Origin of the sequence: Bradyrhizobium tropiciagri (assembly GCF_001189845.1) — a bacterium.
Lineage (GTDB): Bacteria > Pseudomonadota > Alphaproteobacteria > Rhizobiales > Xanthobacteraceae > Bradyrhizobium > Bradyrhizobium tropiciagri.
This window is the reverse complement of record NZ_LFLZ01000132.1, coordinates 1-12087: the sequence shown is the minus strand read 5'-3', so window position 1 is coordinate 12087 and position 12087 is coordinate 1. Positions and strand designations below refer to the sequence as shown.

11 protein-coding genes are annotated in these 12087 nt (G+C 65.3%); 8 read left to right on the top strand and 3 right to left on the bottom strand.

Annotated features, from left to right (window positions below; genetic code table 11):
* Positions 1 to 65: 65 nt before the first annotated feature.
* Positions 66 to 1109 carry an ABC transporter substrate-binding protein gene (locus AKN84_RS43410; protein WP_050426459.1) on the bottom strand — a complete coding sequence of 348 codons (1044 nt, stop codon included), beginning with the start codon at positions 1107 to 1109 and terminating at the stop codon, positions 66 to 68.
* 145 nt (positions 1110 to 1254) lie between these two features.
* Between AKN84_RS43410 and AKN84_RS43405 the strand changes: the two genes are divergently transcribed.
* Together AKN84_RS43405 and AKN84_RS43400 are read left to right on the top strand one after the other, a co-directional pair.
* Positions 1255 to 2061, top strand: a complete 807-nt coding sequence (locus AKN84_RS43405) for a creatininase family protein (RefSeq protein ID WP_050426458.1) — start codon at positions 1255 to 1257, stop codon at positions 2059 to 2061.
* Positions 2062 to 2421: 360 nt separating this feature from the next.
* Positions 2422 to 2685 carry a hypothetical protein gene (locus AKN84_RS43400; protein WP_050426461.1) on the top strand — a complete coding sequence of 88 codons (264 nt, stop codon included), beginning with the start codon at positions 2422 to 2424 and terminating at the stop codon, positions 2683 to 2685.
* Between the two features lie 133 nt (positions 2686 to 2818).
* Here the strand turns inward: AKN84_RS43400 and AKN84_RS43395 are convergent, their stop codons facing one another.
* Entirely contained in the window at positions 2819 to 3088 is a 270-nt protein-coding gene (locus AKN84_RS43395; protein ID WP_050426457.1) for a metal-sensing transcriptional repressor, read from the bottom strand.
* 337 nt (positions 3089 to 3425) lie between these two features.
* Here AKN84_RS43395 and AKN84_RS43390 point away from each other — a divergent pair, with 337 nt between their 5' ends.
* The 6 genes from AKN84_RS43390 to AKN84_RS43365 all read left to right on the top strand — a co-directional run bounded on the left by AKN84_RS43390 (position 3426) and on the right by AKN84_RS43365 (position 10111).
* Complete coding sequence (locus AKN84_RS43390; RefSeq protein WP_050426456.1) at positions 3426 to 3719, top strand: hypothetical protein; 294 nt, start codon at positions 3426 to 3428, stop codon at positions 3717 to 3719.
* Positions 3720 to 3912: 193 nt separating this feature from the next.
* Positions 3913 to 4188, top strand: coding sequence for a hypothetical protein (locus tag AKN84_RS43385; RefSeq protein WP_128971691.1), 276 nt, complete (start codon positions 3913 to 3915; stop codon positions 4186 to 4188).
* A 37-nt stretch (positions 4189 to 4225) separates the two neighbouring features.
* Positions 4226 to 5887 (top strand): Nramp family divalent metal transporter, encoded by a 1662-nt coding sequence (locus AKN84_RS43380; RefSeq protein WP_050426460.1) that lies wholly within the window; start codon positions 4226 to 4228, stop codon positions 5885 to 5887.
* Positions 5884 to 6123 carry a hypothetical protein gene (locus AKN84_RS43375; protein WP_050426454.1) on the top strand — a complete coding sequence of 80 codons (240 nt, stop codon included), beginning with the start codon at positions 5884 to 5886 and terminating at the stop codon, positions 6121 to 6123. The genes AKN84_RS43380 and AKN84_RS43375 overlap by 4 nt, the downstream gene beginning before the upstream one ends.
* Positions 6124 to 6430: 307 nt before the next feature.
* Positions 6431 to 8425 (top strand): carbohydrate porin, encoded by a 1995-nt coding sequence (locus AKN84_RS43370; protein WP_050426453.1) that lies wholly within the window; start codon positions 6431 to 6433, stop codon positions 8423 to 8425.
* A 222-nt stretch (positions 8426 to 8647) separates the two neighbouring features.
* Entirely contained in the window at positions 8648 to 10111 is a 1464-nt protein-coding gene (locus AKN84_RS43365) for an FAD-dependent monooxygenase (protein WP_050426452.1), read from the top strand.
* Between the two features lie 10 nt (positions 10112 to 10121).
* On the opposite strand, the gene AKN84_RS43360 is transcribed toward AKN84_RS43365, so the two are convergent.
* Positions 10122 to 11747: an FMN-binding glutamate synthase family protein gene (locus AKN84_RS43360; protein ID WP_050426451.1), complete on the bottom strand. Its 1626-nt coding sequence runs from the start codon at positions 11745 to 11747 to the stop codon at positions 10122 to 10124.
* Between the last annotated feature and the right edge of the window lie 340 nt (positions 11748 to 12087).

Below are 12087 nucleotides of genomic sequence, written 5' to 3'. Positions count from 1 at the left end.
ACAAGGGGAGAGGTGGACTACCGACGCCGCGACATCTGGGCTAATTTCCATCGCGTCCGCAGCCGTCAGTTCTTCGGCCGGAGTTCGACGCCGACCGCCTTGTTGACGAAACGCAGCGTGTAGCCCTGGCGATAGTCGATGGTGCTCTTGACCACGCCGGCGCGCACCATCTTGTCGAAGAAGCTCGCCATCCGCTCATCGGTCATGGCGCCGATGCCGTTCTTGATGGAGTCGCCGGAATCGACGATGCCGTACTCGCGCATCTTGGCGACGCAATAGGCCAGCAGCTCGTCGTTCATGTCGGGATTGAGCTTCTTGATCATCGCATTGCCGGCCGAATTGTCGCCGTAGACGTAAGTGTACCAGCCGACGATCGAGGCATCGACGAAGCGCTGCACCAGATCCGGCTTCTTGTCGACCAGGTCGCGGCGGGTCTCGATCAAGGTCGAATAGGAATTGAAGCCGTAATCGGCGAGCAGCAGCACGTTCGGCTTGAAGCCGGCGGCTTTCTCCACCGCAAAGGGCTCCGACGTGACATAGCCCTGCATCGCGGTCTGCTTGTTCACGATGAAGGGCTGCGGGTTGAACGTGTAGGGCTTCACCTTGTTCTCGTCGAAGCCGTATTCGGATTTCAGCCACTGGAAATAGCTGGTGATGCCTTCTTTCGAGATCAGCAGCGTCAGCGGCTTCAGGTCCTCGATCTTGCCGACCTTGACCTCCGGGTGGGTCAGGAAGACCTGCGGGTCCTTCTGGAACATGGTCGCGACGGCGACCAGCGGCACGTTGTTGGTGACGGCGTCGAAGGTCTGCAGCGAGTTCGCGCTCATGAAGAAGTCGAGCTTGCCCGCGATCAGGAGCATGCGGTTGTTCTCGTTGGGACCGCCGGGCACGATGGTGACGTCGAGGCCGTATTTCTTGTAGGTGCCGTCGGCAAGCGCCTGGAAGAACCCGCCATGCTCGCCCTCGGCGACCCAATTGGTGCCGAACGAGACCTTGTCCAGGGCCTTGTCCGAACTCTGCGCCCGCGCCGGGACGAGGCCTGCGGAAACGCCGAGGGTGGCGGCCAGCAGCGCTGTGGTTAACGCTCGCAGCAAAAAGGCCGGGATCATGGTTGGACTCCGTCGATCATTATGGCCCATGATGGAAGGCGGGAAGACGTGGACCGCGCCCGGAGACGCGAACGCCTCACCGATGTTAAACAAACTAGCCTGCAAATCCATCCCATGAAACGCTTGTATTGAAACGACCGGCTTGATGACCTCGACGCTTCCGCCCCGTGACTGGACCGCCATCCATTGGCCCGATATCGCCAACGGCGCTGCCGCGCGCTGGATCGCGGTGCTGCCTTTGGCCGCAACCGAGCAGCACGGACCGCATCTGCCGCTTGGAACCGACGTCATGATCGGCGAGGCGTATCTGGCACGGGTGCAGGCGCTGCTGCCGGCGGCGATCCCGGCGACGTTCCTGCCCGTGCAGCCGGTCGGCATCTCCACCGAGCACATCGATTTTCCGGGCACGCTGACCCTGCCGACCAACGTGGCGCTGAAGAGCTGGATGGCGCTCGGCGAGAGCGTGGCGCGCGCCGGGATCAGGAAGCTCGTGATCGTGACCAGCCATGGCGGCAATTCCGCCGCGATGCAACTCGTCGCGCAGGATCTGCGCGCGCAACATCAAATGCTGGTGGTGACCACGAGCTGGTCGCGCTTCGGCACGCCGGACGGACTGTTCGAGGCCGACGAACTGCGCCACGGCATCCATGGTGGCGCGGTCGAGACCTCGATCATGCTGGCGAAGTATCCGCAGCATGTGCGGAAGGATGCAATCTCGGACTTCAAGCCCGCGAGCATTCAAATCGAGAAGGATCACCGCTTGCTATCGACCCAGCGGCCGGCGCCGTTCGCCTGGCAGGCGCAGGACCTCAATCCAAGCGGCGCCATCGGCGATGCGACCAAGGCCACGGCCGAGAAGGGCGAGAAGCTGATCGAGCACGGCGCGCGTGCGTTCTGCGGGCTGCTTGCCGACGTCGACCAGTTCGATCCGGGCGTGTTTCGCGGCAACTGACCGGGTCTGCCTGGTCCTCCTGACGCTTGATCAGTAAGGTTGAGCTGAAAGTGGCGTCGAAGATTCACCTCTCCCTTGGGAGAGGTCGATTTGCGCAGCAAATCGGGTGAGGGGCTACGGTCTATCGAGAGACCGAGAGCCCTCACCCGGATTGCTGCGCAATCCGACCTCTCCCCGATGGGGAGAGGTGCACCGAGCTTGCCGCGAGCCGATTTAAACTCGTCTCGCTGCGTTTTGCTCGCGACGAAACAATTCACGAAACCATATTTCCCGGCCGCCTTCGAACCGGAACCGGAAAGCCTCCGTCCAACGGGCATGCGGACCACACCGGCGCCGCGCTCAAACAGGATGGAGTATCCCATGTCGATCAAGACCAAGTTTGCCGCCCTCGCCCTCACCGCGCTCGCCGTGACCGGCACCATCGCATCCACCACCTCGCAGGCCGAAGCCAAGCCGTATGGCTGGGGCTGGGGCGTTGGCGCGGGCCTCGTCGGCGCCGCCATCGTCGGCAGCGCGATCGCGGCCAATGACGGCTACTACTACAACGGCTATCGGCGCTGCGTCTGGGTGCGCCAGTTCGACGCCTACGGCAACTATATCGGCCGCGTGCGTTCCTGCTACTGATCGACGGGTTTCTCCAAAGGCTGCGGATCCTGCGTTCGGCACCGGTCCTCATCCACCCCGTGCCGCAACCGACCCGTCCGGCGATCCCCCCGGGCGGGTCAACCTTCGTCGGCTCGCGACATACCGGCGCGGGTCACAGATATTTCGCGATCAGCCGGAAGTCGCGCAGCACGTTCCGGCCTTTCGGACCCGACGCCTTCAGCGTCTCCTCCAGGCTGTGGCCGATGTGATCGTGGATCAGCGCCTTCTTGGCGCTCTCGATCGCGCTCTCCACCGCCTGCAATTGCTGGGCGATCTGCGCACAAGGCCGGCCCTGCTCGATCATCTCGACGATGGTCTCGAGATGGCCGTTGGCGCGCTTCAGGCGCCGGGCGATCGCAACATGCGGATGGTCGTCGGGCATATGGTTCTCCTATCCTCCCCGGAGGATAGTCATGATCCTCCCCGGAGGATAGCAGAATCGGGTTGACAGGCCATTGTGACGGGCGTAGTGCCCGAGCGTCGGAACATTCGTTCCGCGCCGGGGTTCTACCCCGGACATCAACCAGACCACGAGCCAGCACAGAAGGCACATGGGCAGTAGCAACTCAGGCGACAGTAGACCCACGACGGGACTGTTGACGCCGCAACACAGCAAGACTGATCGCGCAGATATCGCCTGCGTGGATGGGTGGTCACGCCTCAAGTGACCGCCTGCTCCTCACCGGCCTGCCGCGCGACAGCGGAAGTGGAGGTGAGCGATGTTCGAGAAGCTCGCAAAATTCCGGCCGTTTGAGCCGCAGCAGATTCCGCCGCGGGCGGCCAGCTATTCCAATGACAACCAGCCGGGCTTTCGCCGCCCGGCAGACCGCCGGCGTCCAACCCCGGCCTGCCATTGGATCCTGATCGACGGCCGGCTGGAGTGCCGGTGGATCGTCGAAACCAGCCTCGAATCATCAACGAATGATCTCGACCGACAGCGGCGCGCGGACCGGCATTCCGGCCCGCGCGCAACAATCGCGCGTTTCGCCGCAAAGATGACCGCAACCGCCTGAAGGGCCGACATGGACGAAGGACCTAGTTGTCCCGTTGCGCGCCATCGCGGCGCGGCAACGGGACGCCCTCCGGGGAACGACATCACGTTTGGAATTGCCGCTGCTCACGGCAGCGGAGGTTGCGCGCGCGCCTAGCTGCTCCGCGTCCCTCGTGCCGTGCCCAACGGGCGGCGAGGAGACGATCGGAGCAAGCATGACAGAGACCGCAAGACATATCGCAACAGAACCGTCGAGCCGGCAGAGGCGCATCGTTCCGAGTCCGCTCGGCCCGGTGATGCAAAGCCTTGCCGGCATCATCGGCGAAAGCGCGGGCCTCGTCGGCCACCTCGCAGCACTCGGCATCGTGCTGGTTTTCGATACCGGCACCACGACAACGAGGCGCCGGCCCGCGGCAACGCCACGGCCGGCACCCGATGCAGCCAACGTCATCCGTTTCCCGACCCGCCGAAACGCCAAGCCAAGCAACTGAGAAGGAATGAGTCATGACCGTCGTCAATGACTTGAAGATGCACGCCTCCGATCGTGGGGCCACCGCCAACCCGGACGGCACCGCCGTGCTGGACAATGCCCATCTCGGTGACATCCGCGGCGCGCTCGGCAGCATCGCGCGGGACGACACCGCGCCGCGCGCGACCTTGCTCGCCCGCCTGAAGACCCTGCTCGCCATCGTCGGCCCCGGCCTGATCGTGATGGTCGGCGACAACGACGCCGGCGCCTTCGGCACCTATACCCAGGCCGGCCAGAACTACGGCACCACGCTGCTGTGGACGCTGCTGCTGCTGATCCCCGTGCTCTACGTCAACCAGGAGATGGTGGTGCGGCTCGGCGCCGTCACCGGCGTCGGCCACGCGCGGCTGATCTTCGAGCGCTTCGGCAAGTTCTGGGGCGCCTTCAGCGTCATCGACCTCCTGGTGCTGAACGCGCTGACCATTGTCACCGAATTCATCGGCATCACCCTCGCGCTCAGTTTTCTCGGCGTCTCGCAGTTCTGGGGCGTGCTGGCCTCGGCTGTCATCGTGATGCTGGCGGTCTCGACCGGCGACTTCCGCCGCTTCGAACGCTTCGGCATCGTGCTGGTCGCCGGCAGCCTTCTGCTGGTGCCCGTGATCCTGATGGTGCATCCGCCGATCGGGCAGATCGCCTCGGACTTCTTCGTGCCGAAGATGCCGCACGACGCCAAGCTCAGCGAAGTGATGCTGCTGATCGTCGCCATCGTCGGCACCACGGTGGCGCCGTGGCAGTTGTTCTTCCAGCAGAGCTACATCGTCGACAAGCGGATCACGCCGCGCTTCATCCGCTATGAGCGGATGGATCTGTGCATCGGCATCGTGCTGGTCGTGGTCGGCGCCGTGGCGATGATCTCGTTCTGCGCGGAAGTGTTCGCGGGAAAGCCGGAATTCGGCAATTACACCGACGCACTGGGGACCGCGGCCGGGCTCGAGAAATATGCCGGCCGGCTGCCGGCGGTGCTGTTCGCGCTGGCGCTGCTGGATGCCTGCATCATCGGTGCGGCGGCAGTTTCTCTCTCGACCGCCTACGCGATCGGCGACGTGTTTGCGGTCAAGCACTCGCTGCACCGCAAGCCGTGGGATGCGAAAGGCTTCTATGCCGTCTATTGCGGCCTGATCGTGCTCGCCGCCGTGCTGGTGCTGACGCCGGGCACGCCGCTCGGGTTGCTTACCAACGCGGTGCAGACATTGGCCGGCGTGCTGCTGCCGAGCGCGACCGTGTTCCTGCTCTTGCTCTGCAACGACCGCCACATCCTCGGGCCCTGGATCAACTCGACGAAGTTGAACCTGTTCATCGGCGCCGTGGTGGCGGGGCTGGTGATGCTGTCGGTGATCCTGACTGCCGCGGTGCTGTTCCCCGATCTCGGCGAGGCCTGGATCATCGGCATCCTGGTCGGCGGCAGCGTGCTGGCACTTGCGGTCACCGCGCTGGTCAAGCTGTACGAGGTGCTGTCGCGCGGCAACGCTTCGTACCGCTTCAAGAACAAGCCGCCGCTGTTCGACCGCGACACCTGGCGGATGCCGTCGCTCGACCGGCTGCCGCCGGCGCGGCTCAGCCCGCTGAGCCGGGTCTGGATGATCGTGCTGCGGGGCTATCTGGTCGTCGCCGCCGGGCTGGTGCTGCTGCGCATCGTCCAGCTCGCCACGGTCGGGGCGTGACGACGCTTGGCCGCGGCCAGCGATGGGGCGCGATCGTGTTGTTCAGGCTGGCGAGCGCCATCCTGCGCGGCGCAAGCGCGCTCCATCGGCGCCGCATGATTTCAGGCGCCGGCTTAAGGACAGCGCTGTCGATGGTGAGATGTGCGGAAAAGGCCGGCGCCAGGATCGTGCTCGGCAGTACATCGCATCCGGCTTTCATCAAGACTAGGGACGAAGACAATGGTGGCGTCGATTGAACGGCCGGGGCTCGGCCGATTTGCCACAGGCGGGTGGTCGATCGCAGCGAGGGACGGCTCCTGCCGCGTGCTGTTACGTGACTGTCATAGTGGCATGCAAATCGAAGAGGTATCCGGAGCGCCTCAGTTGCTATTGCGAATGATTTGCAATAGGCATCAGGGGATGCTAGGTGCTGATCTGGCTTTGGATGGGACGACGCGGATCGGACCGGGGACGGCGGGCGATGACTTCAAATCTCGGGTGGCAAGTGGCCGCCAAATCTGCAATGCCGGGCGAAACCGCCAACCGTTCGCGGAAAGCCGCGTCATGACCTGCGTCCGCCTCTCCCGGGTTCGGATCGCCGCCGGCGCAGCGCTCGGCGCGGCCGCATTCGGCACGCCGGCCGCCGCGGCCGACATGGCCGTCAAGTCACCGGCCCTGAACGCGGTCTACAGCTGGACCGGCTTCTATGTCGGCGCCCATGTCGGCTATGGCGACGGCACGCTCGGTCCCAATACCAATCCGCTTCCCCTGCAGGCCGTCTTCTTTCCGCACAGCATCACGGGCGGGATCGGCGGCTTCCAGGTCGGGTACAATCACCAGTTCGCAAACCGCTTCGTGCTCGGCGTCGAGGCCGATGCGACATTCGTCGGGCCGGTCGATCTGCCGCGGCGCATGCTCGGTCCCTTCAACTCCTCGATCGACTATGTCGGCACCGTGCGCGGCCGCGCCGGTTACAGCCTTGGCACCTGGATGCCCTATGTCACCGGCGGCTTCGCCTGGGGCCGCACCCAGGTGCGGGTGAATGACAATGCCGGCAGCGTCGTCTCCGAACCGGGGCAGTATCAGACCGGATGGACCGTCGGCGCGGGCGCCGAATTTGCGCTGAGCGGCAACTGGACGGCCAAGCTCGAATACGACTACATCGACCTGTCGCGCCGTACGCTCGGTCTTGGCGACTTCGGCATGCCCGGCGTCAGCATCGACCCGCGGCTGCACCTGCTGAAATTTGGCCTGAACTACCAGCTCGGCGATTCGCTGTGGTCGGCGACGCCGACGCGGACCGCGCTGCCGGAATCCACCGACTGGAGCGTGCACGCACAGACGACGCTGCTCGGTCAGGGCTACCCGTCGTTCCGCGCGCCCTATTCCGGCACCAACAGCCTTCCGGGCGTCGGGCAGGTGCAACAGACCTGGACCACGACGGCGTTCCTCGGCGTGCGGCTCTGGGAAGGCGGCGAGTTCTACTTCAATCCGGAAACCGCGCAGGGCTTCGGCCTCAACGGCACGCTCGGCCTTGCCGGCTTCCCGAACGGCGAAGCCCAGAAGGCCGGCGCCGAATATCCGAGGATTCGGCCGCAACGTTACTACTTCAAGCAGACCTTCGGCCTCGGCGGCGAGCAGGAGGACGTTCCCGACGGTCCCAACCAGATCGCCGGCAAGCGCGACATCGACCGCCTCACGATCGTGGTCGGCCGCTTCGCGGTGGGCGATTTCTTCGACGGCAATTCCTACGCCAAGGACCCGCGCGCCGACTTCATGAACTGGGCGATGTGGGCGTCGGCCGCCTACGACTTCCCGGCCGACCTGCCCGGCTACACCCGCGGCGCCGTGGTCGAGCTCAACCGCAAGGACTGGGCGGTGCGGGCCGGCGTATTCCAGGTGCCCAATGCACCGAACACCGACGTCTTGATCTCCAACCCCAACAATGGCGGCGCGGTGGTCGAGTTCGAGGGGCGCTATTCGATCTTCGATCAGCCCGGCAAGCTGCGCGTCGGCGTGTTCGGCAATCGCGGCAACACCGGCAATTATCGCCAGGCGCTGGCGATCGAAGACGCCAACCCGGCGCTCGACATCAACGACGTGATGGCCGGCATCCGCAAGGACAACACCAAATACGGCTTCTACCTCAACGGCGAGCAGCAGATCGTAACCGATGTCGGCCTGTTCGGCCGCCTGAGCTGGAACGACGGCCGCAACGAGATCCTGTCGTTCACCGATGTCGATCGCGGCGTCTCCGGCGGCCTGTCGATCAAGGGCAGCTTCTGGGGCCGGGCCAATGACACGATCGGCATCGGCGGCGCGGTCAACGGGCTGTCATCGGCGCATCGCGACTATCTCGCCGCCGGCGGCCTCGGTCTTCTGATCGGCGACGGCGCGCTGAACTACAGTCCGGAGCGGATCTTCGAGACCTACTACGCCTACCAGGTGAACAAGAACCTGACGCTGACCGCGGATTATCAGTTCATCACCAACCCCGCCTACAACGCCGACCGCGGCCCGGTGCACATCTTCTCCGGCCGCATCCACGGCGAGTTTTGACAGGCACCGCCTCCCCGTCATTGCGAGCGAAGCGAAGCAATCCATAGCGCCGCGTGTGCCGAAGCATGGATTGCTTCGTCGCTTCGCTCCTCGCAATGACGGCTGAATTGGTCGGGCAGCAAACGCCCTCTCCCCACTCAGATATATGTAGACCCCCCGGGCTTGCCGCAAGCCCGGGGTCATCCCGTAGAACGCGCGCCCAATCGAACGGAGGAGTGCGGGATGCGGGAACATGCTGTGGTGATTGCCGGTGGAGGTCCGACCGGGCTGATGCTGGCGGGCGAGCTGGCGCTGGCCGGCGTCGATGTCGCTGTCGTCGAGCGGCGCACGAGAGCGGACCTGATCGGCTCACGGGCGGGCGGCCTGCATGCGCGCACCATCGAGGTACTCGATCAGCGCGGCATTGGCGACCGCTTCGTCGCGCAGGGGACGCGTCATCCCGCGGTGCTGTTCCACTCGCATCTGGTTCCGCTTGATATCACCGACTTTCCGACCCGGCGCAATTTCACGCTCGGGCTGTTCCAGTCCCATACCGAGCGCATTCTCGGCGAATGGGTGAGCGAGCTCGCGGTGCCGATCTATCGCGCGCGCGACGTGACCGGCTTTGCGCAGGACGACGCCGGCGTCGATGTCGAACTGTCAGACGGCCGGCTCCGGGCGCAGTATCTCGTCGGCTGCGACGGCGGCCGCAGCATCGTCCGCAAAGCGGCCGGCATCGAATTCGCCGGATGGGATCCGACCAGGAGCTGGCTGATCGCCGAGGCCGAGATGTCCAGCGAACCGCAATGGGGCTTTCGCCAGAACGACACCGGCACCTATGCGATCGGCAAGGTGGAGGACAGCGGCCGGGTGCGGGTCGTGCTGACCGAGCGGCAGCTCGGCACCGACAGAGAGCCGACCTTGCGCGACGTCAGCGAGACGCTGGCCGCCGCGTACGGCACCGATTTCGGCATCCACAGGCCGGCCTGGATCTCGCGCTTCACCGACATGACCCGGCAGGCGGTGACCTATCGCAAGCAGCGCGTGCTGCTGGCCGGCGATGCCGCCCATGTGCATCCGCCGATGGGCGGACAAGGGCTCAATATCGGCGTGCAGGACGCGGTGAATCTGGGCTGGAAGCTCGCCCAGGTGGTCAAGCGGACATCGCCGGACAGCCTGCTCGACAGCTATCAGGCCGAACGGCATCCGGTCGCGGCCCGCGTGCTGCGCAACACCATGGCGCACGTCGCGCTCAGCCGCACCGATGCGCGCAGCAAGGCGCTGAACGAAATCGTCTCCGGTCTGCTGCGCATGGACGAGCCGCGACGGCGATTTGTCGCGATGATGTCGGGCCTCGACCTTCATTATGATCTCGGCGACGGCCATCCGCTGCTCGGACGCCGCATGCCCGATCTCGACCTCGTCACCGCCGACGGCCCGCGCCGGGTCTTCGCGCTGCTGCACCAGGCCCGGCCGGTGCTGCTGAATTTCGGCGAGCCCGGCAGCATCGACATCACGGGATGGACCGACCGGGTTCAGCTGGTCGACGCCGATGATGCCGGCGCCTTCGAGCTTCCCGCGCTCGGCCCGGTTCGGGCACCCGCCGCGGTGCTGATCCGGCCCGACGGCTGCGTGGCATGGGTCGGAGACCGGACCCGCGCCGGCCTCACGGATGCGCTGACCACATGGTTCGGCGCGCCGACGTAAGTCGGACGCCCTACCCCGCCGGTTGGAACGAATCCGCGCGCGCCATCGCCCAGGCGTCGCGGAAGCGGCGATCCTGGGTGCCCTCGAGCAGTTCGCCGGGACGCAGCGTCGGATAGAGCTCGGCGAAAGTGCTGACCTCGGTGGTCGAGCTCCGCTGCGAGAAGTGGATCGGGCGCAACTCCTTGGTGTGCTCGAGGCCGGCGGCGGCGAGCAGCTCGGTCAGCGCATGCAGGGTCGAGTGGTGGTAATTGTACACCCGCTCGATCTTGTCCGGCACATAGAGCGCGCGGTTGCGGATCGGATCCTGCGAGGTGACGCCGGTCGGGCAGCGATCGGTGTGGCAGCTCAGCGACTGGATGCAGCCGAGCGCGAACATGAAGCCGCGGGCCGAATTGCACCAGTCGGCGCCGATCGCCATCGCGCGCGCCATGTCGAAGGCGGTCGCGACCTTGCCCGAAGCGCCGATCTTGATGCGATCGCGCGCGCCGATGCCGATCAGCGCGTTGTGGACGAAATTGACGCCCTCGCGCATCGGCATGCCCAAATGGTCCATGAACTCGAGCGGCGCGGCGCCGGTGCCGCCTTCATTGCCGTCGACCACGATGAAGTCGGGATAGAGCCCGCTCTCCTTCATCGCCTTGCAGATCGCCAGAAACTCCCAGGGATGGCCGATGCACATCTTGAAGCCGGCCGGCTTGCCCCCGGACAGCTTGCGCATCTGGGCGACGAATTCCATCATCTGGATCGGCGTCGAGAACGCCTTGTGATAGGCGGGAGAGATGCAGTCCTCGCCCATCGGCACGCCGCGGATCTTGGAAATCTCCTCGGAGACCTTCGCGGCCGGTAGCACGCCGCCATGGCCGGGCTTGGCGCCCTGGCTGATCTTGAGCTCGACCATCTTGATCTGGTCGTCGCCCGCGACGCTTGCAAAGAGCTCCGGATTGAAGGTGCCGTCACGGTTGCGGCAGCCGAAATAGCCGGAGCCGACCTCCCAGATGATGTCGCCGCCCATCTCTCGGTGATAGGGGCTGACGCCGCCCTCGCCGGTGTCATGGGCGAAGTTGCCCTTCTTGGCGCCGGCATTCAGCGCCCGCACCGCGTTCGGGCTGAGCGCGCCAAAGCTCATCGCCGAGATGTTGAAGACCGAGGCCGAATACGGCTTGGTGCAGTCGGGCCCGCCGATCGTGATGCGGAATTTCTCGTCGGCACGCGGCTTCGGCGCCACCGAATGGTGCATCCACTCGTAGCCCTCGCGATAGACGTCCTCCTGGGTGCCGAACGGCCGCTTGTCAAGCACCATCTTGGCGCGCTGATAGACCACCGCGCGGGTGTCGCGCGAGAACGGCATGCCGTCCTTCTCGCTCTCGAAGAAATACTGCCGCATCTCGGGGCGGATTTCCTCGAGCAGGAAGCGGACATGCGCCGAGATCGGGTAGTTGCGCAGCACCGCGTGGTTCTTCTGGGTAAAGTCGCGGATGCCGAGCAGAGTCAGCGCGCCGAAGATGACCAGCGGGATCAGGATGATCTTGAAGACCTTGTGGTCGAATATCCCAACCAGCAGCAGGAGCACGGTGACGACGGCGCAGATCGTCAGCACGATGAAGCGCGGCGAGAACGGAAGCAGCAGCGTGTCCATGGAATCCTCCGGTCTGCCTGGAATGCCCTGTCGGCGTTGAGCCTAATCCAACTCGTGGAACAAGTGCACTACGGTTATACGGCCGAACAGTCACAGATGTGACAACCGCCCGGATGGGCGGGTGCAGGTGCCGCGGTCTCGCTGCTGCAGTGCAACGAAGCCTGCGCGACGCTGACTTGTTGCTCCCTCGCCCCGCTCTTGAGGGGTCGAGACGAGCGCAGCTCGCTCTTAGAGGGTTGGGGTGAGGGGCCGCTTCCGCAAACACGGTGGCAGTTGCGTTGGCGGAGAGTCCCCCTCACCCGGATCGCATTCCGCTAGCGCTGCATGCGATCCGACCTCT

Excerpts from the sequence above, each read along its gene's own strand:
- AKN84_RS43410 (WP_050426459.1), bottom strand. The coding sequence starts at position 1,109 with ATGATCCCGGCCTTTTTGCTGCGAGCGTTAACCACAGCGCTGCTGGCC.
- AKN84_RS43405 (WP_050426458.1), top strand. The coding sequence starts at position 1,255 with ATGACCTCGACGCTTCCGCCCCGTGACTGGACCGCCATCCATTGGCCC.
- AKN84_RS43400 (WP_050426461.1), top strand. The coding sequence starts at position 2,422 with ATGTCGATCAAGACCAAGTTTGCCGCCCTCGCCCTCACCGCGCTCGCC.
- AKN84_RS43395 (WP_050426457.1), bottom strand. The coding sequence starts at position 3,088 with ATGCCCGACGACCATCCGCATGTTGCGATCGCCCGGCGCCTGAAGCGC.
- AKN84_RS43390 (WP_050426456.1), top strand. The coding sequence starts at position 3,426 with ATGTTCGAGAAGCTCGCAAAATTCCGGCCGTTTGAGCCGCAGCAGATT.
- AKN84_RS43385 (WP_128971691.1), top strand. The coding sequence starts at position 3,913 with ATGACAGAGACCGCAAGACATATCGCAACAGAACCGTCGAGCCGGCAG.
- AKN84_RS43380 (WP_050426460.1), top strand. The coding sequence starts at position 4,226 with ATGCACGCCTCCGATCGTGGGGCCACCGCCAACCCGGACGGCACCGCC.
- AKN84_RS43370 (WP_050426453.1), top strand. The coding sequence starts at position 6,431 with ATGACCTGCGTCCGCCTCTCCCGGGTTCGGATCGCCGCCGGCGCAGCG.
- AKN84_RS43365 (WP_050426452.1), top strand. The coding sequence starts at position 8,648 with ATGCGGGAACATGCTGTGGTGATTGCCGGTGGAGGTCCGACCGGGCTG.
- AKN84_RS43360 (WP_050426451.1), bottom strand. The coding sequence starts at position 11,747 with ATGGACACGCTGCTGCTTCCGTTCTCGCCGCGCTTCATCGTGCTGACG.